This is a genomic window from Rhodoferax sp. GW822-FHT04A08 (genome assembly GCF_058801025.1).
Genome location: NZ_JBXAMW010000025.1, coordinates 18,544 through 40,181 on the forward strand (window position 1 = coordinate 18,544; position 21,638 = coordinate 40,181).

General features: G+C 60.1%; 17 protein-coding genes and 1 pseudogene. 17 read left to right on the top strand and 1 reads right to left on the bottom strand.

Translation table 11 applies throughout. The features are described from left to right. Positions 1–37 precede the first annotated feature (37 nt). The 8 genes from AC1RMF_RS25025 to AC1RMF_RS25060 all read left to right on the top strand — a co-directional run bounded on the left by AC1RMF_RS25025 (position 38) and on the right by AC1RMF_RS25060 (position 11,757). Positions 38–2,068: an ASKHA domain-containing protein gene (locus AC1RMF_RS25025; RefSeq protein ID WP_493145159.1), complete on the top strand. Its 2,031-nt coding sequence runs from the start codon at positions 38–40 to the stop codon at positions 2,066–2,068. A gap of 53 nt (positions 2,069–2,121) precedes the next feature. After that, positions 2,122–3,057, top strand: a complete 936-nt coding sequence (locus AC1RMF_RS25030) for a choline ABC transporter substrate-binding protein (protein WP_342619628.1) — start codon at positions 2,122–2,124, stop codon at positions 3,055–3,057. Positions 3,058–3,147: 90 nt separating this feature from the next. Further along, positions 3,148–4,605: a betaine-aldehyde dehydrogenase gene (gene betB, locus AC1RMF_RS25035; RefSeq protein WP_493145161.1), complete on the top strand. Its 1,458-nt coding sequence runs from the start codon at positions 3,148–3,150 to the stop codon at positions 4,603–4,605. Positions 4,606–5,006: 401 nt separating this feature from the next. Next, positions 5,007–6,668 carry a choline dehydrogenase gene (betA, locus tag AC1RMF_RS25040; protein WP_493145163.1) on the top strand — a complete coding sequence of 554 codons (1,662 nt, stop codon included), beginning with the start codon at positions 5,007–5,009 and terminating at the stop codon, positions 6,666–6,668. A 316-nt stretch (positions 6,669–6,984) separates the two neighbouring features. Next, positions 6,985–8,064, top strand: coding sequence for a betaine--homocysteine S-methyltransferase (bmt, locus tag AC1RMF_RS25045; RefSeq protein ID WP_493145165.1), 1,080 nt, complete (start codon positions 6,985–6,987; stop codon positions 8,062–8,064). After that, entirely contained in the window at positions 8,064–10,103 is a 2,040-nt protein-coding gene (locus tag AC1RMF_RS25050; protein WP_493145167.1) for a hydantoinase/oxoprolinase family protein, read from the top strand. The genes bmt and AC1RMF_RS25050 overlap by 1 nt, the downstream gene beginning before the upstream one ends. Positions 10,104–10,150: 47 nt before the next feature. After that, positions 10,151–10,543, top strand: a complete 393-nt coding sequence (locus AC1RMF_RS25055) for a hypothetical protein (protein WP_493145169.1) — start codon at positions 10,151–10,153, stop codon at positions 10,541–10,543. 206 nt (positions 10,544–10,749) lie between these two features. After that, on the top strand, positions 10,750–11,757 hold the full coding sequence (locus tag AC1RMF_RS25060; protein WP_493145171.1) for an NAD(P)H-quinone oxidoreductase: 1,008 nt from the start codon (positions 10,750–10,752) through the stop codon (positions 11,755–11,757). Positions 11,758–11,801: 44 nt separating this feature from the next. Here the strand turns inward: AC1RMF_RS25060 and AC1RMF_RS25065 are convergent, their stop codons facing one another. Next, complete coding sequence (locus AC1RMF_RS25065; RefSeq protein WP_342619635.1) at positions 11,802–12,410, bottom strand: Crp/Fnr family transcriptional regulator; 609 nt, start codon at positions 12,408–12,410, stop codon at positions 11,802–11,804. Between the two features lie 225 nt (positions 12,411–12,635). Here AC1RMF_RS25065 and oxc point away from each other — a divergent pair, with 225 nt between their 5' ends. The 9 genes and pseudogenes from oxc to AC1RMF_RS25110 form a co-directional block, all read left to right on the top strand. Next, the gene (gene oxc, locus AC1RMF_RS25070; protein ID WP_493145173.1) at positions 12,636–14,357 is read left to right on the top strand and encodes an oxalyl-CoA decarboxylase; all 1,722 of its coding nucleotides are present in this window, start codon (positions 12,636–12,638) and stop codon (positions 14,355–14,357) included. A 44-nt stretch (positions 14,358–14,401) separates the two neighbouring features. Further along, the gene (gene frc / locus AC1RMF_RS25075; RefSeq protein WP_342619637.1) at positions 14,402–15,673 is read left to right on the top strand and encodes a formyl-CoA transferase; all 1,272 of its coding nucleotides are present in this window, start codon (positions 14,402–14,404) and stop codon (positions 15,671–15,673) included. Positions 15,674–15,750: 77 nt separating this feature from the next. Next, positions 15,751–16,182 (top strand): PAS domain-containing protein, encoded by a 432-nt coding sequence (locus tag AC1RMF_RS25080; protein WP_342619638.1) that lies wholly within the window; start codon positions 15,751–15,753, stop codon positions 16,180–16,182. Positions 16,183–16,199: 17 nt separating this feature from the next. Next, complete coding sequence (gene frc / locus AC1RMF_RS25085) at positions 16,200–17,450, top strand: formyl-CoA transferase (protein WP_342621038.1); 1,251 nt, start codon at positions 16,200–16,202, stop codon at positions 17,448–17,450. A 318-nt stretch (positions 17,451–17,768) separates the two neighbouring features. After that, positions 17,769–18,098, top strand: a complete 330-nt coding sequence (locus tag AC1RMF_RS25090) for a hypothetical protein (RefSeq protein WP_493145176.1) — start codon at positions 17,769–17,771, stop codon at positions 18,096–18,098. 79 nt (positions 18,099–18,177) lie between these two features. Continuing rightward, positions 18,178–18,945 carry a fumarylacetoacetate hydrolase family protein gene (locus AC1RMF_RS25095; protein ID WP_342619640.1) on the top strand — a complete coding sequence of 256 codons (768 nt, stop codon included), beginning with the start codon at positions 18,178–18,180 and terminating at the stop codon, positions 18,943–18,945. 38 nt (positions 18,946–18,983) lie between these two features. Further along, entirely contained in the window at positions 18,984–19,994 is a 1,011-nt protein-coding gene (locus AC1RMF_RS25100) for a 2-dehydropantoate 2-reductase (protein WP_342619641.1), read from the top strand. 27 nt (positions 19,995–20,021) lie between these two features. Further along, a complete protein-coding gene (pyk, locus tag AC1RMF_RS25105; RefSeq protein ID WP_342619642.1) occupies positions 20,022–21,440 on the top strand; it encodes a pyruvate kinase in 1,419 nt (472 codons plus the stop codon). Between the two features lie 54 nt (positions 21,441–21,494). Further along, a pseudogene (locus tag AC1RMF_RS25110) lies at positions 21,495–21,638 on the top strand (NAD(P)(+) transhydrogenase (Re/Si-specific) subunit alpha); the annotation flags it as partial.

Consider the following 21,638-nt stretch of genomic DNA (forward strand, 5'->3'; position numbering starts at 1 on the left):
CTTCCGCGTGATTCGTGCATTCGTCAGGAGCCAGTGATTGAGCAATAAAGACCCCTTGGTCGTTTTCACCCCCTCGGGGCGCCGTGGTCGTTTTCCGCTGGGCACACCGGTGCTGCAGGCAGCGCGCTCTTTGGGTGTGGACATCGACTCCGTCTGCGGAGGCCGCGGCATCTGCGGCCGCTGCCAAGTGCTGGTATCCGAGGGCGAGTTCCCCAAGCACGGCCTCACCTCCAAGGTGGAAAACCTCTCGCCCGTGAGCAAGGTGGAGCAGGAATACTGCGTCACCCAGCCGCTGGCCGAAGGCCGCCGTCTGTCGTGCTCGGCCCATATCCTGGGTGATGTGGTGATCGACGTTCCCTCCAGCAGCCAGGTGCACAAGCAGGTGGTGCGCAAGGAAGCCGAAGCACACGACGTGGAGCTGGACCCGCTGATCCGTCTGCACTATGTGGAAGTGCAACAGCCCGATATGCACGACCCCAGCGGTGACCTGCGTCGCCTGGAAGACGCGCTGGAGTTTGAATGGCGTCTGACCGATCTGGCCTGCGACGTCATCGTGGTGCAGCAACTGCAAAAGGCCCTGCGCGCCGGTGACTGGAAAGTCACCGTAGCGGTGCATGCGGGCCAGCAGATCGTCGCGGTCTGGCCCGGCTTCAAGGAGAAAGTCTTCGGCCTGGCCGTGGACATTGGCTCCACCACCATTGCCGCCCACCTGTGCAACCTGGCATCGGGTGAAGTGGTGGCCTCGGCGGGCCTGATGAATCCGCAGATCCGCTTCGGCGAGGATTTGATGAGCCGCGTGTCCTACGTGATGATGAATCCGGGCGGCGACAAGGAAATGACGGCTGCCGTGCGCGAGGCACTCAACACCTTGGCCGCCGAAGTGGCGGCCCAGGCCGGCATCACGCCGCAGGACATCCTGGAAGCCACCTTTGTCGGCAACCCCATCATGCACCACCTGCTGCTGGGCATTGACCCCACCGAACTGGGTGGCGCACCGTTTGCGTTGGCGACCGACCGCGCCATCACCCTGTGGGCGGTGGAGATCGACTTTGCCATCCACCGCAATGCCCGCATCTACGTGCTGCCCTGCATCGCGGGCCACGTGGGCGCAGATACCGCCGGTGTGCTGCTGGCCGAACGCCCGGACCTCACGGACAAGATCACGCTGCTGGTGGATGTGGGCACTAACGCCGAAATCGTGCTGGGCAACAACCAGCGCCTGCTGGCCTGCTCCAGCCCCACCGGCCCGGCCTTCGAGGGCGCGCAGATCAGCTGCGGCCAGCGCGCGGCACCTGGCGCCATCGAGCGTGTTCGCATCGACCCGCAGACGCTGGAGCCACGCTTCAAGGTGATCGGTTCCGACCTGTGGTCCGACGAGCCCGGTTTTGCCGAAGCGGTAGCAGGAACCGGTGTCACCGGCGTGTGCGGCTCCGGCATCATCGAGGCGCTGGCCGAGATGTACCTGGCCGGCATCATCCGCCACGACGGCACCATAGACGGCGCCCTGGCCGCGCGCAATCCGCGCATCCAGGAAGATGGCCGCACCTTCTCCTACGAGCTGTACAAGGCCACTTCCGAGGCCCGCGCCCTCAAGATCATGCAAAACGATGTGCGCGCCATCCAGCTGGGCAAGGCTGCGCTGTATGCCGGCGTGCGCCTGCTGATGGAGCGGCTCAACATCAGCACGGTGGACCGCATCCGTCTGGCCGGTGCCTTTGGCAGCCACATCGACGTGAAATACGCCATGGTGCTGGGCATGATTCCCGACTGCCGCCTGGACCACGTCTCCTCGGCGGGCAATGCCGCCGGTACCGGGGCACGCATCGCGCTGCTGGACCAGCGCTCACGCAAGGACATCGAGGCGCTGGTGCGCCGGGTAGAAAAAATCGAAACGGCGGTGGAGCCACGCTTCCAGGAATTCTTTGTGGAGGCCATGGCCATTCCGCACCTGAACGCGCCGTTTGAAGAATTGCGAAAGGCAGTGCAACTGCCTGAGCGAACCATGTCCAGCACCGAACCCAACCAACGAGGGCGCAGACCCTCGCGGCGCGACCCCAAGCCCTCCTAGGGCTTGGCGAAAACCGGCAACAGCGTAAGTCCTTTTTTTACAGGAGTGTCCCCATGAAGATGAAAGTAGCAGGAATCGTCACCGCCATTGCAGCCCTGGCTGCCCAATCCGCACTCGCCGATGACGCGAGCTGCAAGACCGTGCATTTCGCCGACGTCGGCTGGAGTGACATCGCAGCCACCACCGGCATGGCGTCTGTGGTGCTCGAAGGCCTGGGTTACAAGCCCACCGTCACCATCGCCTCCATTCCAATTGCATTCGCCGGGATGAAGAAGAAGCAGATCGACGTGTTCCTGGGCTACTGGAATCCTTCCATGACTCCGCAGATCGAGCCCTTTGTGAAGGCAGGCGACATCAAGGTGCTGGACACGCCCAACCTGGTGGGTGCCAAGTACACCCTGGCCGTACCTACCTACCTGTTTGACAAGGGCTTGAAGACCTTTGCCGACATCGCCAAGTTCGAGAAGGACCTGGGCGGCAAGATCTATGGCATCGAACCCGGCAACGACGGCAACGCCCTGATCGCCGGCATGATCAAGGACAACAAGTTCGGCCTGAAGAACTTCAAGATGGTTGAGTCCTCCGAAGCGGGCATGCTGATCGAAGCCCAGCGCGCCATCAAGGACAACAAGGCCATCGTCTTCCTGGGCTGGGAACCCCACCCCATGAACGTGCAGATGAAGATGAGCTACCTCTCCGGTGGCGACGACATCTTCGGACCCAACCTAGGCGAAGCCAAGGTGTACACCGCCATTCCTCCCTCGTATGAGAAGAAGTGCCCCAACGTCTACACCTTCCTGAAGAACCTGCAGTTCACCACCGACATTGAGAACCAAGTCATGGGCCCCATCCTGAAGAAGGTCAAGCCCAATGTCGCTGCCAAGGACTACCTCAAGAAGAACCCCGGCACCGTGGACAAATGGCTGGCTGGCGTGACGACCTTGGATGGCAAGGACGGTTTGGCAGCAGTCAAGGCCGCGCTGAAGTAAGCACCCCGCTTTTTTACGGTGCACACTCCGACGCGGCCTGGCCGGGTCGGAGTTTTTTTATTGGGGCTTTGCAAGCCCGCAAGGATTGATATGAGTGAAGCAAGCATTTCCAGTTTCGTGAACGGCAAACACCTGCAAGGCGGTGGCGAGCGTTTTGATTCCATCAACCCCGCCACCGGCAAAGCCTATGCCGCGGTGCATGACGCAACGCAAGCCGACGTGGACGCGGCTGTTGCCGCTGCGCAAGCCGGCTTTGCCGTGTGGTCTGCCATGACCGGCACTGAGCGCGGGCGCATTCTGCGCCGCGCCGCCGACATCCTGCGCAGCCGCAACGAGGAGCTTGCTGCACTCGAAGTGCAAGACTGCGGCAAGCCGCTGCAGGAAGCCCTGGTGGTGGATGTGATGAGCGGCGCTGACTGCATCGAGTACTTTGCCGGCGCGGCCGCCACCCTCACCGGCCAGCAATACCCGCTGAAGAACGCCTTTGCCTACACCCGCAAGGAGCCACTGGGCGTGTGCGTGGGCATTGGCGCCTGGAACTATCCCATCCAGATTGCCTGCTGGAAATCGGCCCCCGCGCTGGCCGCCGGCAACGCCATGATCTTCAAACCTTCCGAGCTGACCCCGGCCACCGCCGTGAAGCTGGCCGAGGTCTACCTCGAAGCCGGTGTACCGCCGGGCGTGTTCAACGTGCTGCAGGGCCGCGGCGCCACCGGTGCCATGCTGGCCGCACACGAAGGCGTGGCCAAGGTGTCGGTCACCGGCTCGGTTCCCACCGGCAAGAAGGTGATGCAGACAGCTGCCGGAACCCTCAAGCGCGTGACCATGGAGCTCGGTGGCAAATCGCCCCTGGTGATCTTTGACGACGCCGACCTGGAGCAGGCCGTGGCCGCAGCCATGATGGGCAACTTCTACACCCAGGGCGAGGTCTGCACCAACTGCACCCGCGTCTTCGTGCAGCGCGGCATTGCCGACAAGTTCCTGGCCCGTCTGAAGGAGCGCACACTGCTGCTGCGCGTGGGCGACCCCATGGACCCGGTAACCGAAGTGGGCGCGCTGATCTCTGAAGCACACACCGCCAAGGTGATGGACTACATCGCCAGCGGCAAGGCCGAAGGCGCGACTCTGGTCTGCGGCGGCGAGCGTGTGGCCGTGCCCGGCCTGGGCTCCAATTTCGTGGCGCCCACCATCTTTGCCGACTGCAAGGACGAGATGCGCATCGTGCGCGAAGAGATCTTCGGCCCGGTGCTGTCCATGCTGACCTTCGATACCGAAGAAGAGGCCGTGGCCCGCGCCAACCAATCCCGCTTTGGCCTGGCCGCTGGCGTATTCACCACCAACATCCAGAAGGCCCACCGCGTGGCGGGCCAGCTCAAGGCGGGTATCTGCTGGATCAACAACTACAACATCACGCCCATCGAGATGCCGTTTGGCGGCGTGGGCGAATCCGGCATCGGCTCCGAGAACAGCATGGCCGCGCTGGACCACTACACGCAGCTCAAGACAGTGTATGTGGAGATGGGTGAAGTGGCCACGGGCTATCGCTGAAAGTCACCTCCATTTTTAGCTAACGTGCTGTCTCATTGCACTCAAAGGCACAGGTTACGTCGGACACAGGACGGCATGGCCCTCTGCGCCGTCCGTGTCCCCCGGCCTTCGGCCTCCTCCTTTACCTACCGGCGCAGAGGGCCATGCCGTCCTGCGTCAGGCTGCACTGTTAGTGCGCGCAGAATTTGTACCCTGGTCGTTCTGCAGTTTTGGCGTACCAACCCGGCTGGCTGCCGTGGGCGCTGGGGTGGATGGTGCAGCGGCATAAAGGAGGAGCCCGAAGGGCGGGGGACAGCCGCGGAAGCATTCACCCCAGCGCCCACGGCGTACACCAGGCCGCATAGAGGACTTTGACCTCACAGGCAATTCGACCCAACACCAACTTTCGCCAAAATAAAGCCATGGAAAAAGAATTCGACTACATCATCATCGGCGCCGGTTCGGCCGGCAGCACCCTGGCCTACCGCCTGGGCGAAGACCTGAACACCCGCATCCTGGTGGTCGAGGCCGGCCCCATGGACCACAACCTTTTCATCCACATGCCCAGCGGCTTTGCCTACCCCATGGCCAACCCGCGCTACACCTGGATGTACGAGGCCGAAGCCGATCCCGGCATGAACGGCCGACGCGTGCACTGCCCGCGCGGCAAGACCATTGGCGGCTCCAGCAGCATCAACGGCATGGTCTACATCCGTGGCAATGCCGAGGACTACAACGGCTGGGCCGAGAAGTTCAACCTGCCCGACTGGAGCTACGCCCACTGCCTGCCCTACTTCCGCAAATCTGAAACGCGCGAGAAGGGTGGCGATGAGTACCGCGGCAGCGAAGGCCCGCTGCGCGTGCACACCGGCGAGTGCAAGAACCCGCTGTACAACGCCTTCATCGAAGCCGGGCAGCAAGCCGGCTACGCCTACACCGCCGACATGAACGGCTACCGGCAGGAGGGCTTCGGCCCCATGGACATGACGACCTACAAAGGCCGACGCTGGAGCACAGCCATGGCCTACCTGCGCCCGGCTCTCAAGCGCGGCAACGTCAAGCTGCTGCCCAATACGCTGGCCAGCAAGATCCTGTTCGAAGGCAAGGACAACCCGCGCGCTGTCGGCGTGGCGCTGGACTGCGGCGGCCAGCGCATCGAGGTGCGGGCACGGCGCGAAGTCATCGTCAGCAGCGGCGCCATCAACTCACCGCAGCTGCTGCAGCTCTCCGGCATCGGCAACGCCGATCTGCTCAAGCCCCTGGGCATCATGGTGGTGGCCGACCGCAAGGGTGTGGGCGAGAACCTGCAGGACCACCTGGAAACCTATGTGCAGTACGCCTGCAAGGAACCCATCACGCTGTACTCGGCCAGCAAGCCGCTGGCCATGGGCATGATTGGCGCGCAGTGGCTGCTCACGCAAAAAGGGCTGGGCGCGACCAACCACTTCGAGTCCGGCGGCTTCATCCGCAGCGACGCCGGTGTGAAGCACCCCGACCTGCAGTACCACTTCCTGCCCATGGCAGTGCGCTACGACGGCAACTCACCCGTGGAAGGCCATGGCTTCCAGGCTCATGTGGGCCCCATGCGCTCCACCAGCCGCGGCCATGTGCGCATCCGCACAGCCAGCCACCTGGACGCACCCGCCATTGTGTTCAACTACATGAGCAACGAGCAGGACCGCAAGGAATTCCGTGCCGCCATCCGCCTGACCCGCGAGGTGTTCGCACAAAAGGCCTTTGACCGTTTCCGCGCAGAGGAGCTGTCGCCCACATCGCAAGTACAGAGCGACGCCGAAATCGACGAGCACATCCGCAACCAAGCCGAAACCGCCTACCACCCCAGTTGCTCCTGCCGCATGGGCACCGACGACATGGCCGTGGTGGACAGCCAGGGCCGGGTGCACGGCGTGCAGAACCTGCGCGTGGTGGACGCATCCATCATGCCCCTGATCGTCAGCGGCAACCTCAACGTGCCCACCATCATGATGGCCGAGAAGATTGCCGACGCCATCAAGGGCACGGCCCTGCCGCCTTCCAAGGCGCCGGCCTGGGTGCACCCGAACTGGCAGACGCAGCAACGCTGAAGCTATAGGGGACCACAGGTTGGAATCTGGTCGCCTTCTTGGTATTCATGGGCAGTTCAGTCACTACACACCAACACTGCTCGCAGTCGACAGTATCGGGGCGGATGGTGAAGCGAAATAAAGGAGGAGGCCGAAGGCCGGGGGACATTCGCGTAACCATCTGCCCCGGTGCTGTCGACCCACACCAGCTTGTGCGCCGCCGTTCTGCATGCGGACGTCCCCTTTACTGGGCCACAGTCATGGGCTTTGACTCTCAGGCAAAATCGAGGGTCCAACGACTCCACTTCGCACGCCCTGCAAAGGGCCCGACTGCCCCATGACATCCACTGCCCCCAACCGCTTCACCGAACTACTTGCAACCCGTCCCTGGCTGCTGGCCGATGGCGCTACCGGCAGCAACCTGTTTGACATGGGCCTGATGTCCGGTGATGCGCCCGAGCTGTGGAACACCGAGCACCCGGACCGCATCACCAAGCTGCACCAGAGCTTTGTGGATGCCGGTGCCGACATCATCCTCACCAACAGCTTTGGCGGCACCCAATACCGGCTCAAGCTGCACAAGGCGCAAGACCGCGTGGCCGAGCTCAATACGGCAGCCGCACGCATTGCGCGCGCTGTAGCCGACAAAGCCGGTCGCCCCGTGGTGGTGGCCGGCAGCATCGGCCCCACCGGCGAAATCATGGAGCCTATCGGCCCGCTGACCAAGGCGCAGGCTGAAGAAGCCTTTGCCGAGCAGGCCCGTGCGCTGGCCGCCGGTGGTGCCGACGTGATGTGGATAGAGACCATGTCCTCGCGCGAGGAAGTGGAAGCCGCTGTGGCGGGTGCCGGCAGCGTGGGTCTGCCCGTGGTGTGCACACTGAGCTTTGACACCAATGGCCGCTCCATGATGGGCATTTCGCCCAGCGATTTCGCCGACCTGCAAAAGACGCTGACACCGCACCTGGCTGCCTGCGGCAGCAACTGCGGCGTGGGCGCTTCTGAGATGGTGGCCTGCATCCACAACCTGTCTACCGCCATGGGCCCGGAAGCGGTGCTGGTGGCCAAGGGCAACTGCGGCATTCCGCAGTACGTGGAGGGCAAGATCGTCTACAACGGCACGCCTGAACTGATGGCTGTGTACGCCCGCATGGCGCTGGACTCCGGCGCACGCATCATCGGCGGCTGCTGCGGCACATCACCGAAGCACCTCAAGGCCATGAAGGATGCGCTGGACGCCCACACCAAAGGCCCGGCCCCCGAGCTGGAAGAAGTGGTGGCCGCGTTGGGTGAAGTTTCTACCGGCGCACGCGCCCAGTGGGGCGGCGAGCAAAGCCGCGCTGGTGGTGCTGCTGCAGGCGCCACGCTGAACCGCGGACGTGGCCGCCGCGCCGGTAGCGCAGGCAAGACTGAGTCGTGATGGCGGGGACGGACAAGCCCGCGGCACCTGCTTCTGTCAGCTACCTCATCGGTGTAGACACCGGTGGCACCTATACCGATGCCGCGGTCATCGAGGCGCGCGGCCACCGCATCATTGCCACGGCCAAGGCCATCACCACCAAGGGCGATCTGGCCGTGGGCGTGGCCGAGGCCATTACCCAAGCGCTGGCCAAACTGCCGCACGAGGTACCGCCGCAGAGCATCGCCATGGTGTCGGTATCCACCACCCTGGCAACCAATGCCGTGGTCGAAGGCCATGGCAGCGCCACGGGCGTGGTGCTCATCGGCTTCGATGCCGCCATGGTGGAGCGCACCGGCATTGCCAAGGCCTTCCCCGACATTCCCATGGCCGTGGTGGCCGGTGGCCACAACCATGCCGGTGATGCGATCTGCCCGCTGGATACCGCAGCGCTGGAAGCCGCACTGACGGGCATGAACGCCAAGGTTGACGCGTTCTCGGTGGCATCCACTTTCGCGGTGCGCAACGCGGCCCACGAGCACGAAGCGCGCGACATCATCGTGGCACGCACCGGCAAACCGGTCACGCTGTCTACCGAACTCTCTTCCGCGCTGGACGCGCCGCGGCGCGCACTCACGGCTGTGCTCAACGCCCGGCTGATCCCGCGCATCTCGGGTCTGATCGACGCGGTGCAACGCGCCATGGCCCAGCTGGACATTGCCTGCCCGCTGATGATCGTCAAGGGCGACGGCTCGCTGGCATTGGCTGAATCAGTAGCCACACGCCCGATCGAGACGGTGCTCTCCGGCCCCGCTGCCAGCCTGGTGGGCGCGCAGTGGCTCAGCGGCCTGGACAGCTTCATCCTCTCCGACATGGGGGGCACCACCACCGATCTGGGCCTGCTCATCGACGGCCGCCCCAAGGTAAAAGAGGAAGGCGCCGAAGTGGGCGGCTGGCGCACCATGGTGCGGGCCATCGACGTGCGCACCATCGGTCTGGGCGGCGACAGCGAGATCACCGCGCTGGCCAATGGCAAGATCACTGTCGGCCCGCAACGCGTGGCGCCGGTATCGCTGATTGCGGCACGCTATCCCGCGATGCTGTCCATGCTGCGCGCCGATCTGGACGATGTGGAAGGCGGCGGTTCCATGCACGGCAAATTCGTGCTGCTGCCCTTTGCCGCCGATAGCGACAAAGCTGCCAATGGCCTGAGCGCACGCGAAGCCGAGATGCTGCAAACCATCACGCACGAGCCCAAGCCCATGCGCAAGCTGGCTACGTCCTTGAGCGCCCAGCGCGCCATCAGCAGCCTGCAGCGCAAGGGCCTGATCCAGGTCAGCAGCCTCACCCCCTCGGACGTGTCGCACGTGCTGGGCCTGCAAGGCAACTGGTCCGCGGAGGCAGCCACCATGGCCACGCAGCTGGCCACCCGTTTGCGCGACATGAAGATGCCCACGCCGGAGCGTACCCGTGCCTTTGCGACCCAGGTGTGGTCCGAGACCGTGCGCCTGACCGGCCTGGCCATTCTGCAAACCGCCTTTGGTGTGGACATGGCCGACAACGCGCTCACCCAGGCCGTGTGCACGGGTGACGGCAAGCTGGGGTTGGCAGCGGTCAGCCTCAAACCCACCATTCCCGTGGTGGCCGTGGGCGGCCCGGTGAAGGTGTACTACGAAGAAGTGCAGCGCCGCCTGGGTTGCGAGCTGGTGTTCCCCGAATTCTGCGAAGTGGCCAATGCCGTGGGCGCAGCCACTGGCGTGGTGGCGCACAGCGTGACGGTGGAAGTGATGGGCGACGGCACCGGCCTGTTCCGTCTGCATTCCTACGCCAGCACCAAGCAGTTCACCAATCCGCACGAAGCGCTGGCCGAAGCACAAGCCCTGGCCGAGCAACTGGCCCATGACGCCGTGGTGGAAATGGGTGCGCCCAAGCCGCAGGTCAAGCTCAGCATCACCAAGCAATACATGCCCAACGCCCGCGGTGAAGAAGGCCTGCTGCAGGCCGTCATCGTGGCCGAGGCCATTGGCCGCCCCAACGCCGCGGCAGAGGTTGCTGCCTAGGCCGTGGTAGTGGTTACCATGGCGGGCACGCATGCACGGGCCTGACCATGGAATTCATTTTTGAAGTACTGTTCGAGATCTTTGGCGAGCTGATTCTGCAAGTGCTGTTTGAAGCACTGGCCGAGGTCGGCATCCACCTCACGCGCCGCAATGCCGATGCGCAGCCCCGCAGTGGCTGGCGTCTGATGATTGGCTATTCCGTGCTGGGTCTGATCGTGGGGGCGCTCAGCCTGCTGGTGTTTTCGCACTCGCTGGCGCACAGCCACAACGGCCGTCTGGCCACACTCCTGCTGGTGCCCCTGCTGGCTGCGCTATCCACCGTGCTGCTGGGCAAACTGCGCACACGCAAAGGGCAGACACTGGCCGGGATTGACCGCTTCATGTATGCCTACCTGTTTGCCCTGGGCATGGCCAGCGTGCGCTACTGCTGGGCGCAGTAGTCACTTGGCGACATAGAACACAACAGGCTCACACAGGGTCGCCTGTTGGAGCAGATTTGCTTGCGAAAGCCGTTCTGCGAAATGGCCATTCGTGTGGACGGTGGATTGCAACTTCGTTACAGTGCGCTAAAAATGCACCTCCTCGACGGGGACTTGGTGCCCCATGCACTCCATCCAACAACCTCTTTTAACCGACTGACCAGATCATGAAAATCATGGGTATCTCCCAGCCCGGAGGGCCGGAAGTTCTTCAATACACCGATGCACCCGACCCGCATGCCGCGCCCGGGGAAGTTGTCATCGACGTGGTGGCTACGGCCGTCAATCGCGCAGATCTGCTGCAACGCCAAGGGTTCTATCCCGCACCCGCGGGCGCACCAGACTGGCCTGGTCTTGAGGTGAGCGGTCGCATAAGCGAAGTGGGCGAAGCCGTACGCGGATGGTCTGTGGGTGATCCCGTGTGCGCCCTGTTGTCAGGTGGTGGTTATGCGCAAAAAGTGGCGGTTCCGGCCGCGCAACTGCTGCCGGTGCCGGCGTCGCTACCCTTGGAAGACGCAGCCGCCTTGCCGGAGGTGGTTTGCACGGTCTGGAACAACCTGTTCATGGTGGCCGGTCTTCAAGCCGGTGAATGGCTGCTGGTACACGGCGGGGGTAGCGGTATTGGGACCATGGCAATCCAGATGGCCCGACGCCTGGGCGCCAGAGTTGCGGTTACAGCGGGAAGCGCCGACAAGTTGGAGCGCTGTCGCGCGCTGGGAGCCGAACTGCTGATCAACTACCGCGAACAGGACTTTGTCGAGCAAATGCGTGCGCATACGGCTGGGCACGGAGCCGATGTCATTCTGGACATCATGGGTGCCAAGTATCTGGGAAAGAACGTCGACTGTCTGGCCTACAAGGGGCGTCTTGTGGTGATTGGTTTGCAGGGTGGCACCAAGGCGGAAATCAATCTTGGGACACTCCTGTCAAAGCGCGGCAGCTTGCACGCCACAGCTCTGCGCAGCCTGTCGCCACAGAACAAGGCAGAGGTTGTGGCGAGTGTGATGCAAAACGTCTGGCCCCTTGTGGAGGCAGGAGAAATCCGCCCCATCATTCACTGCCACTTGCCACTTACCGCCGCAGCGCAAGCGCATGCCTTGGTGCAGGAGTCCTCCCATGTCGGCAAAGTGGTGCTGACCGTGCAGCAAGACCAGAGAGTCCGGCAAACGGCCTAACCGCTGACGACCCCCGAGGCTGGAAACACAGAGGCGGCAAGCAATCAGATCTTGCCGCTGTGCTTGAGTCGACTCAGGGTCTCAGGTGCAAGGTTGAGGTAGGAAGCCAGTTCCTTCTGGGGGAGATGTTCAAGCATTTCAGGGTGCTTGCGCATGAACCGTTGAAAACGCCCCGGCGCATCCAGCAGATGCAGGGTAATGATGTGCGCCATGATCTCGGTCATCACCTGCATGACGTTGAATTCGAACTGCTGCAACAGCTGTGGACGCTTTTCGAGGAAGGCGACCCAATCCACCAGCGGCAGACAGGCCACTCGCGACTTGGTAACGCTGACGATGGCATACGGAGTGGGTGTGCCCGTTCGCCACGCAGCGTAGCTGGTTTCCATGTCTGCCTCACCCGAAAACCGCAGAATCATTTCCTTGCCGGCAGGATTGGACACGACACGTTTGAGAATGCCTTCGAGAACAAAATACTGCGCCATGTCGCGGACGCCCTGATTGCGCAAGAAGTCGCCCTTGCGGGCATCAATAATTTCCAGATGGGGCTCCAGCGCCGCAAAGTCCTCCGCACTCAAGCCCTGCAGCGACTTGTGTTTCTTTATCTGCAAGCGGATTACGTTGTGCTCCGGATGATCAACCAAGGGAGTCATATCTAGACCCGTTTCCTTTTTTTTCAGAATCTTGACCGCCGTCATTCGTTGGTCGATAACGCCCAATTGATACTTGATCCAAGCACAGAAGTATACGTTGTAGCACTGTGTGGAAAGTAGGCAAAAGCGACCGGAAAGAAGAGGGGCCAAGTCGTCACCACCTTGGACCTTCAAGATCATCCAACGCGTTTGCCCCCGAAGTCAAGAAGAAAGAGACAACCCATCATGCCAAACGAATCGGCCACGCAAGAAATGACAGACGGATTTCACCTCGTCATAGATGCCCTCAAACTCAACGGGATAGATACCATCTACGGGCTCCCCGGCATTCCCATCACAGACCTGACCCGTATGGCGCAGGCTGAGGGGATTCGCGTCATTTCTTTCCGTCACGAACAAAATGCGGGCAACGCAGCAGCCATTGCCGGCTTTTTGACACAAAAGCCCGGCATTTGTCTGACGGTGTCAGCCCCCGGCTTCCTGAACGGCTTGACTGCTTTGGCCAACGCTACGACCAATTGTTTCCCCATGATTCTTATCAGCGGGTCCAGCGAGCGTGAAATCGTGGATTTGCAGCAGGGTGACTACGAGGAAATGGATCAACTCGCCATTGCCAAACCCCTGTGCAAGGCGGCCTATCGCGTGTTGCACGCTGAAGACATTGGCGTCGGCATCGCGCGTGCCATCCGATCGGCTGTGTCCGGGCGTCCCGGTGGTGTCTATCTTGATATGCCTGCCAAACTGTTTTCACAGACCATGGAGGCGCAGGCGGGCAAACGTTCGTTGATCAAAGTTGTGGACGCCGCGCCGCGCCAGATTCCTGCACCCGACTCGGTGCAACGCGCTTTGACGTTGTTGAAGGATGCCAAACGTCCCCTGATCCTGTTGGGCAAGGGCGCAGCCTATGCCCAGGCAGATGCGAGCATTCGCGCGCTGGTGGAGAAGTCAGGCATTCCCTATCTGCCCATGTCCATGGCCAAAGGGTTGTTGCCCGACAACCATGCGCAATCGGCATCTGCTGCACGCTCGTATGTGCTGGCAGAAGCAGACGTTGTGCTGCTGGTTGGCGCTCGTCTGAATTGGCTGCTGTCGCATGGAAAGGGCAAGACCTGGGGAGGTGACAAGGCGAAGGACCGCAAGTTCATCCAGATCGACATTGCGCCGACCGAAATGGACAGTAACGTTGCCATCGCTGCACCCTTGGTGGGAGACATCGGCTCCTGTGTGTCCGCACTGGTGGATGGCATGGGCGCCAACTGGGCCAAAGCACCTGCCGACTGGACGTCTGCAGTGTACGAGCGCCGCGACAAGAACGTGGTCAAGATGGCGGAGACCTTGGCCAAGAATCCGCCTGTCATGAACTTCCATAGTGCCCTGGCGGCAATCCGGGAGATCGTCAAGGCCAATCCCGAGGCTGTGCTCGTCAACGAGGGTGCCAATACGCTGGACTTCACCCGCAGCATCGTGGACATGTACCAACCTCGCAAGCGACTGGATGTAGGTACTTGGGGCATCATGGGCATCGGCATGGGCTATGCCGTCGCAGCCGCTGTGGTTACCGGCAAGCCTGTCATCGCCATCGAAGGGGACAGCGCCTTCGGCTTCAGCGGTATGGAAGTGGAGACCATCTGCCGCTACAAGCTGCCTGTGTGCGTGATTGTCTTCAATAACAACGGCGTTTATCGCGGCACCGATGTCAACCCGTCGGGTGGAGCCGATGTTGCTCCCACGGTGTTCGTCAAAGGTGCGCGCTACGACGTGATGATGGAAGCCTTCGGTGGCGTGGGCGTCAATGCAACCACACCAGCAGAGCTGAGCAAGGCACTGAAAGAGGCCATTGCGTCGGGCAAACCCACCTTGATCAATGCGGTGATCGATGAGACTGCGGGTACAGAAAGCGGACGGATTACCAGCTTGAATCCGCAGACTGCCGCACAGAAGAAATAAGTTCGTAAGTTAGTCAACAAGAGCCATTTACAGGAGATAGCAAAATGTCAAACAAACCACTCAGCGGTATCAAGATCATCGATTTCACGCACGTGCAAGCAGGTCCTGCATGCACCCAGATGCTGGCCTGGTTCGGAGCTGACGTGATCAAGGTGGAGCGTCCAGGATCCGGTGACGTCACGCGGAGCCAACTGCGCGACATTCCCGAAGCCGATGCGTTGTACTTCACCATGCTCAACAGCAACAAGCGCTCGTTGACACTCGACACCAAGACGCCAGAGGGCAAGGCCATCCTGGAGAAGATGATCAAGGAATCTGACGTGATGGTGGAAAACTTCGGTCCTGGTGCCCTGGATCGCATGGGCTTTACATGGGAACGCATCCAAAGTCTGAACCCCGGCATGATTCTGGCGTCGGTCAAAGGCTTCAGCGACGGACACCACTACGAGGACCTGAAGGTTTACGAGAACGTGGCCCAGTGCGCAGGTGGCGCAGCATCCACAACCGGCTACTGGAAAGGCGAGAATTCCGGCCCCACGATCAGCTCTGCTGCGCTGGGCGACAGCAACACCGGCATGCACTTGGCAATCGGTATTCTCACTGCATATATTGGCAAGCAGAAGACTGGCAAGGGTCAGAAAGTTGCCGTCTCCATGCAGGATGCCGTGCTGAACCTGTGCCGCGTGAAAATGCGCGACCAACTCCGCTTGGACAACGTGGGTTACCTGGAAGAGTACCCACAGTATCCGCACGAAATGGAAGCGTTCAAGGACGGTGTGGTACCACGCGGTGCAAACGCGGGCGGTGGCGGCCAGCCGGGCTGGATTCTGAAGTGCAAGGGCTGGGAAACCGATCCCAATGCCTACATCTACTTCACCATTCAGGGGCATGCCTGGGGCCCCATCTGCGATGCACTGGGCAAACCGGAATGGAAGGAAGATCCTGCGTACAACACGCCACGCGGACGTCAGCCGCACATCATGGACATCTTCGCCACCATTGAAGACTTCATCAAAGACAAGACCAAGTACGAAGCAGTCGACATCTTCCGCAAGTTTGACATCCCCTGCGCACCCGTGCTGTCCATGAAAGAACTCCTGCATGACAAGTCACTGCGTGCCAGCGGCTCCATTGTGGAAGTGCCACACAAGGTACGCGGCAGCTACTTCACGGTCGGCAGCCCCATCAAGTTCTCCGACCTGAAACCCACGGTCACTGCCTCTCCCCTGTTGGGCGAACATACCGACGAGGTACTTGCCGAACTGGGCTATAGCAGCGAACAGATCAAGTCCTTGCGCACAGCCAAGGCTGTCTGAGCACAATAGCCAAATTGACTGGGTTGTATTCGTAGCCAGACGACGACCCAGTCCTCATGACATCATTGGAGAAGTTCATGCAAGACATAGATCCCGCAGCGCTGGTAGCCGCACTGGGCGATGCAGTCATGGTGTGTGATGCGACTGGTGCAATTACCTATTGGAATGCAGCTTGCGAGCGCATGTTTGGCTACACCGCGGCTGAGGCAATGGGCCGTTCCATGGACATCATCATCCCGGAACGGCTGCGTGGGCGCCATTGGGAGGGCTATCACCAGACGATGGCCAGCGGTGTCACCAAATATGGCTCCGATGTGCTGCGGGTTCCTGCCGTCGACAAGCAAGGTAAAAAGATGTCCATTGCCTTCACGGTAGCGCTGCTGTATGCGCCGGATGGCAAAGTCAATGCCATAGCTTCGGTAATCCGTGAGGAAACCAACCGATTCAACGAAGACCAGGCGTTGCGCAAACGTGTAGCGGAACTTGAGGCGAAACTAAGTAATAAATAGAGCCAGGAAGACAAATGATGAGCAAGAAGGCGCTAGACGGGGTAAAAGTCCTCGACTTCACACATGTCCAATCAGGGCCTACCTGCACGCAGCTGCTGGCCTGGTTCGGCGCAGACGTTATCAAGGTAGAGCGCCCCGGCGAAGGGGACGCAACACGCGGACAACTGCGTGACATTCCTGGAGTGGACAGCCTCTACTTCACGATGCTCAACCACAACAAGCGCTCGGTCACCATCAACACCAAGAAAAAGGGTGGTATGGCCGTTCTGGATCGCCTGATCAAAACCTGTGATGTGATGGTCGAGAACTTCGCTCCTGGCGTATTGGAGCGCATGGGCCTGACCTGGGAACGCATCCAGGAACTCAATCCGCGCCTGATTGTTGCGTCAGTCAAGGGATTTGGCCCAGGCCCCTATGCCGATTGCAAAGTCTATGAAAACGTTGCCCAGTGTGCTGGCGGTGCTGCATCGACCACTGGGTTTGACGACGGCCCTCCTCTGGTAACAGGTGCACAGATTGGTGACAGTGGAACCGGTCTGCATCTGGCACTGGGCATCGTGGCGGCACTCTACCAACGCACGCACAGCGGTCGTGGACAGCAGGTGCTGGCTCCCATGCAAGATGCGGTGCTCAACCTGTGCCGCGTCAAACTGCGGGATCAGCAACGTCTGGAACGCACCCATACGATGCACGAATATCCCCAATATCCCGATGGCAAATTTGGCGACGTGGTGCCACGCGCCGGCAACGCCTCCGGCGGAGGACAGCCAGGGGCCATTCTCAAGTGCAAGGGCTGGGAAACCGACCCCAATGCGTATATCTATTTCATTACGCAAGCAGCAGTGTGGCCAGCAGTTTGCAAGGTCATTGGCGAAGAGGATTGGATCACCGATGAGGCCTATGCCACACCGCAGGCACGGTTGCTGCATCTCAAGCCCATCTTTGCACGCATTGAGCAATGGACACAGACCAAGACGAAGTTCGAGGCCATGGACATTCTCAACCGATATGACATCCCCTGCGGTCCCATTCTTTCGATGAAGGAAATAGCGGCTGACAGGTCACTGTATGAATCTGGCACCTTGGTCGAAGTGGATCATCCCACGCGTGGTAAGTATCTGAGTGTGGGCAATCCCATCAAACTGTCGGATAGTCCCACCGAGGTTACACGCTCTCCGCTTCTGGGAGAGCACACGGATGAAGTGCTGGTACAGCTTGGATTCAATACCAGCGAAATCGAAAATCTGCGTCAGGAAGGAGCCATCTGATGGTCTCCATGAATACAGGTAACTCCGACGCTTTCCGAGCCTATCGATTCCGTCCCAAACGGAATTAATAGGTATGCCGCTATCCGGTGCGTGCATGGCACCGGATAGGCAGTTTTGATCTTTTGCCGCCTCGGGCGGAAATATTTTGAATACCTTTGGCCTTCAATGGAGGGGGCTTGCTGCGCGCTTGCGCATTCACAGTTGAACCGTCGTAGTCATAACGCATAGCAAATGGTCTTGATAAATATCTTTAACTTTTATTTATGGGTTGCTCAATCTACATTGACAGCATTCCCAATCACTTTTATGGAGTTGTAAATGTTCAAAGATGAAATCACTCAGCCAACATATAGCGGAATTGATCGCGACGCCTACAACGTCGCCTTCTATGAGATAGGACTTAACTGGTACTGGGACGAAAAAATATATGCCGATCTCACATGCCAGTTCGATAGCCCTGCAGAACAAATACAGCACTATTTGAACGCACAGCATCCTCACCTGCTGCGGGTGTATGACGCAACCTTCTTGACGGATCTCATCCAATCCAAGATGGCCGAATATTGCACACGTGCATCCAGTCCATCCAAGCAATTCTCCAGAAATTATCAACGGCGACATGTATCCACACATCAGATTGGTTTCTGAGGTGAATGCATCAGTAACCACACGCGCAAATCATCGGGTCATTTTTCGCCACAACAACTCCAATCATTGAAAGTACGACATGCAGAACAAATGGCTTCGCTTTGAATATGCCGGCAAGACGGGTTTTGGAACCTTGATCGATGACTCGGTCCATGAGTATCACGGTGATATGTTTTCCCGCAAGGAGAAGACGGGCGTTGTTCTGCCGCTGTCCCAATTGCGCGTGCTGACCCCTACCCAACCCAGCAAAGTCATTGCGCTGTGGAACAACTTCAAGGCCCTGGGCGCCAAGCTGAATCTGGCGGAACCTGCCGAGCCCCTCTACCTTCTCAAGGCGCCCAATTCATTTCTGGCCACAGGGGAAAGCATTCGCCGTCCTCGATGCGATGGAAAAGTAGTTTTCGAAGGGGAGCTTGGCATTGTGATAGGCAAGACGTGTACAGCGGTCCCCGAAGAAGAAGCACTGTCGCATGTGTTTGGGTATACCTGTGCCAACGACGTGACCGTTGCAGACATATTGAACCGGGACGCATCGTTTACCCAGTGGGACCGGGCCAAGGGTTTTGATACGTTTTGCCCGATGGGGCCCGTTGTGGCAACCGGCCTCGACCCTTCGACATTGAGTGTCTGCACCCGACTGAACGGTGAGACACGACAGCATTACCCGGTCAGTGACATGCGATTCCCGGTTCAAAAACTGGTGAGCCTCATATCCCAGGATTTGACGCTGTTTCCCGGGGACGTCATTCTTTGTGGAACCTCCGTAGGTGTCGGATCGATGAAGCCGGGAAGCCACGTTGAGGTAGAGATCGATGGCATAGGCACGCTTTCCAATGTGTATGGCTAGCTAGCGCCCGTTACAAATTTTAATATGAGGAGACAAGAATGAAGATCGCGGTGATAGGTGCAGGTTCTATTGGGGGCCTGGTAGGAGCCAAACTCGCACTGGCTGGTGAGGATGTGACTTTCCTCGTACGTGGCGCCAATCTTGCTGCCATTCGTGAGAATGGATTTACGCTGATTTCGGCGGATGGCCAGAAGCAAGTTGCCACATCTGTGCGCGCCACCAACGACTATGCTGAAGCAGGCATACAGGACGTCGTCATATTGGCGATGAAGGCGCACCAGGTCGAAGCGGTGGTTGACGATATCGCGAAACTTATCGGACCCCAGACCTTGATCGTGCCAATGCAAAACGGCATACCCTTCTGGTATTTCGACAACCACGGCGGTACATTCGCGGGCACGCCCATACGCAGCGTTGACCCCACCGGCAAGATCGCCAGTGCGATTCCGGGCCAGCAGATTATTGGGTGCGTGGTGTATCCTGCTTCCGAACTTGTTGCCCCCGGCATTGTGAAACATATCGAAGGGGATCGATTCCCCATCGGTGAGTTGGATGGCACCACTACATCGCGTGTTACGCGCCTGTCGGAATGCTTTGCCCGCGCAGGATTCAAGTCCCCGGTTCTTGACAATATACGTGCGGAGATCTGGCTGAAGTTGTGGGGTAATCTGACCTTCAACCCCATCAGTTGTCTATCCCACTCCACGCTGGAAGACATTTGCCAGTTTCCGCTGACGCGTGATCTGGCTGCCTCCATGATGCTGGAGGCGCAAGCGGTTGCCCAGAAGCTGGGGATTGAGTTTCGGGTTTCACTCGAAAAGCGCATCGCCGGGGCCGAGAAGGTCGGTCGGCACAAGACTTCCATGCTGCAGGACGTGGAAGCCGGGCGCGCACCTGAAATCGATGCTTTGGTCGGCTCTGTTGTTGAGTTGGCCCGCCTGACCGATACGCCAACGCCCCATATTGACACGGTGTTCTCCTTGGTAAAGCTGCTCGCGCGCATGTTGGATACCCAACAGGGGCAGGTCCGACTGCAAAAGCTCGCATAAGCCGCCGAAACAAACTGGAAACATCCTATGCACAATTCCCGACTGGCAAAAATTGTTGCCACACTGGGTCCGGCCACGTCGGACGAGGCAACCATACGCGCCCTGTTTGAACTCGGGGTGAATGTATTTCGCCTCAACTTCAGCCACGGAACGCAGGCAGATCACGCACGGCGGCTACTGATCTTGCGCAACCTGGAGAAGGAATATGCCCGCCCCATCGGTGTACTTCTGGATCTGCAAGGCCCCAAGCTGCGTCTTGGTACCTTTCAAGATGGCAAAGCAACGCTGGTCAGCGGCCAAACCTTTCGCCTGGATATGTGCAGCGAGCCCGGGCACGCACAACGCGCCTACCTGCCGCATCCCGAGATATTTGCCGCCTTGCAGCCAGGTTCTGAATTGCTGCTGGACGACGGAAGGCTTCGTCTGCGCGTGGACCGCTGCGGGTCGGACTTTGCTGAAACGACGGTCATGGTGGGCGGGCAGATTTCGGACCGTAAGGGTCTCAACGTTCCCAGTGTCATATTGCCTATCTCACCACTAACTCCCAAGGACAGGGAAGATCTTGAGTTTGGCTTGGCACTGGGAGTGGACTGGGTGGCCTTGTCCTTTGTGCAGCGCCCCCAGGACATAGAAGAAGCACGCGCCATCATCGGATCACGCGCCTGGATCATGGCCAAGCTGGAGAAGCCTTCAGCCGTCGAACATCTGGAAGCCATTGTCGATTTGTGCGACGGCATCATGGTGGCGCGTGGCGATCTGGGAGTCGAACTCCCTCCGGAGCAGGTGCCCGAGTTGCAGCGACTCATTGTGCGTGCTTGTCGCAAGGCCGGCAAACCGGTTGTGGTGGCCACCCAGATGCTGGAATCCATGGTGAATGCGCCTGTGCCGACCCGCGCCGAAGTCAGCGACGTGGCTACTGCGGTATACGACGGTGTCGATGCCGTCATGCTGTCGGCTGAGTCCGCATCCGGAAAGTACCCGTTGGAATCGGTGGAGATGATGCGTCGCATCATCTCCAGAGTAGAGGGGAGTTCTCCGTACCGCGACGGAATCGGACAGGGGCATGCGCCAACGCCTGGCGCCACCTCCGATGCCATTTGTGCGTCGCTTCGACAAGTGGCGTCGACACTCTCCTCTGCCGTCACCGTGACCTATACCTCTTCAGGCTTCACGAGTCTGCGCGCTGCGCGTGAACGATCGCAATCCCCCATTCTTTGCCTGACACCGTCCGTTGAAACGGCACGCCGTATGTCCATGGTCTGGGGGGTTCACCCGGTGCAGGTGGAAGACGTTCACGACGTGGGAGAAATGATTGAACGGGCAACGCATACCGCTGTGCAACAAGGTTTTGCCCAGGCGGGTTCCAACATTGTTGTCATCGCAGGTATTCCTTTCGGTCGCTCCGGCACGACCAACTTGCTGCATGTCGCACGCATCCCTGGTTGATACCGTGCATCGGTAGCTGGTCCCTGATCTCATTACAAGTAAATAGGTTGAAGTATGTTGATTGGTATTCCAAAGGAGACGCTGGCAGGCGAGAGCCGGGTGGCTGTCACGCCCGAGACGGTGAAGAAACTCAAAGCCCAGGGCCATAGCCTGCGGGTGCAAAGCGGAGCCGGTGTTGCAGCCAGTGTGACCGATGAA

What these genes read in the sequence shown, in the direction of transcription:
- AC1RMF_RS25030 (WP_342619628.1), top strand. Translation starts at nt 2,122, where the DNA reads ATGAAGATGAAAGTAGCAGGAATCGTCACCGCCATTGCAGCCCTGGCT.
- betB (WP_493145161.1), top strand. Translation starts at nt 3,148, where the DNA reads ATGAGTGAAGCAAGCATTTCCAGTTTCGTGAACGGCAAACACCTGCAA.
- betA (WP_493145163.1), top strand. Translation starts at nt 5,007, where the DNA reads ATGGAAAAAGAATTCGACTACATCATCATCGGCGCCGGTTCGGCCGGC.
- bmt (WP_493145165.1), top strand. Translation starts at nt 6,985, where the DNA reads ATGACATCCACTGCCCCCAACCGCTTCACCGAACTACTTGCAACCCGT.
- AC1RMF_RS25050 (WP_493145167.1), top strand. Translation starts at nt 8,064, where the DNA reads ATGGCGGGGACGGACAAGCCCGCGGCACCTGCTTCTGTCAGCTACCTC.
- AC1RMF_RS25055 (WP_493145169.1), top strand. Translation starts at nt 10,151, where the DNA reads ATGGAATTCATTTTTGAAGTACTGTTCGAGATCTTTGGCGAGCTGATT.
- AC1RMF_RS25060 (WP_493145171.1), top strand. Translation starts at nt 10,750, where the DNA reads ATGAAAATCATGGGTATCTCCCAGCCCGGAGGGCCGGAAGTTCTTCAA.
- AC1RMF_RS25065 (WP_342619635.1), bottom strand. Translation starts at nt 12,410, where the DNA reads ATGACTCCCTTGGTTGATCATCCGGAGCACAACGTAATCCGCTTGCAG.
- oxc (WP_493145173.1), top strand. Translation starts at nt 12,636, where the DNA reads ATGCCAAACGAATCGGCCACGCAAGAAATGACAGACGGATTTCACCTC.
- frc (WP_342619637.1), top strand. Translation starts at nt 14,402, where the DNA reads ATGTCAAACAAACCACTCAGCGGTATCAAGATCATCGATTTCACGCAC.
- AC1RMF_RS25080 (WP_342619638.1), top strand. Translation starts at nt 15,751, where the DNA reads ATGCAAGACATAGATCCCGCAGCGCTGGTAGCCGCACTGGGCGATGCA.
- frc (WP_342621038.1), top strand. Translation starts at nt 16,200, where the DNA reads ATGAGCAAGAAGGCGCTAGACGGGGTAAAAGTCCTCGACTTCACACAT.
- AC1RMF_RS25090 (WP_493145176.1), top strand. Translation starts at nt 17,769, where the DNA reads ATGTTCAAAGATGAAATCACTCAGCCAACATATAGCGGAATTGATCGC.
- AC1RMF_RS25095 (WP_342619640.1), top strand. Translation starts at nt 18,178, where the DNA reads ATGCAGAACAAATGGCTTCGCTTTGAATATGCCGGCAAGACGGGTTTT.
- AC1RMF_RS25100 (WP_342619641.1), top strand. Translation starts at nt 18,984, where the DNA reads ATGAAGATCGCGGTGATAGGTGCAGGTTCTATTGGGGGCCTGGTAGGA.
- pyk (WP_342619642.1), top strand. Translation starts at nt 20,022, where the DNA reads ATGCACAATTCCCGACTGGCAAAAATTGTTGCCACACTGGGTCCGGCC.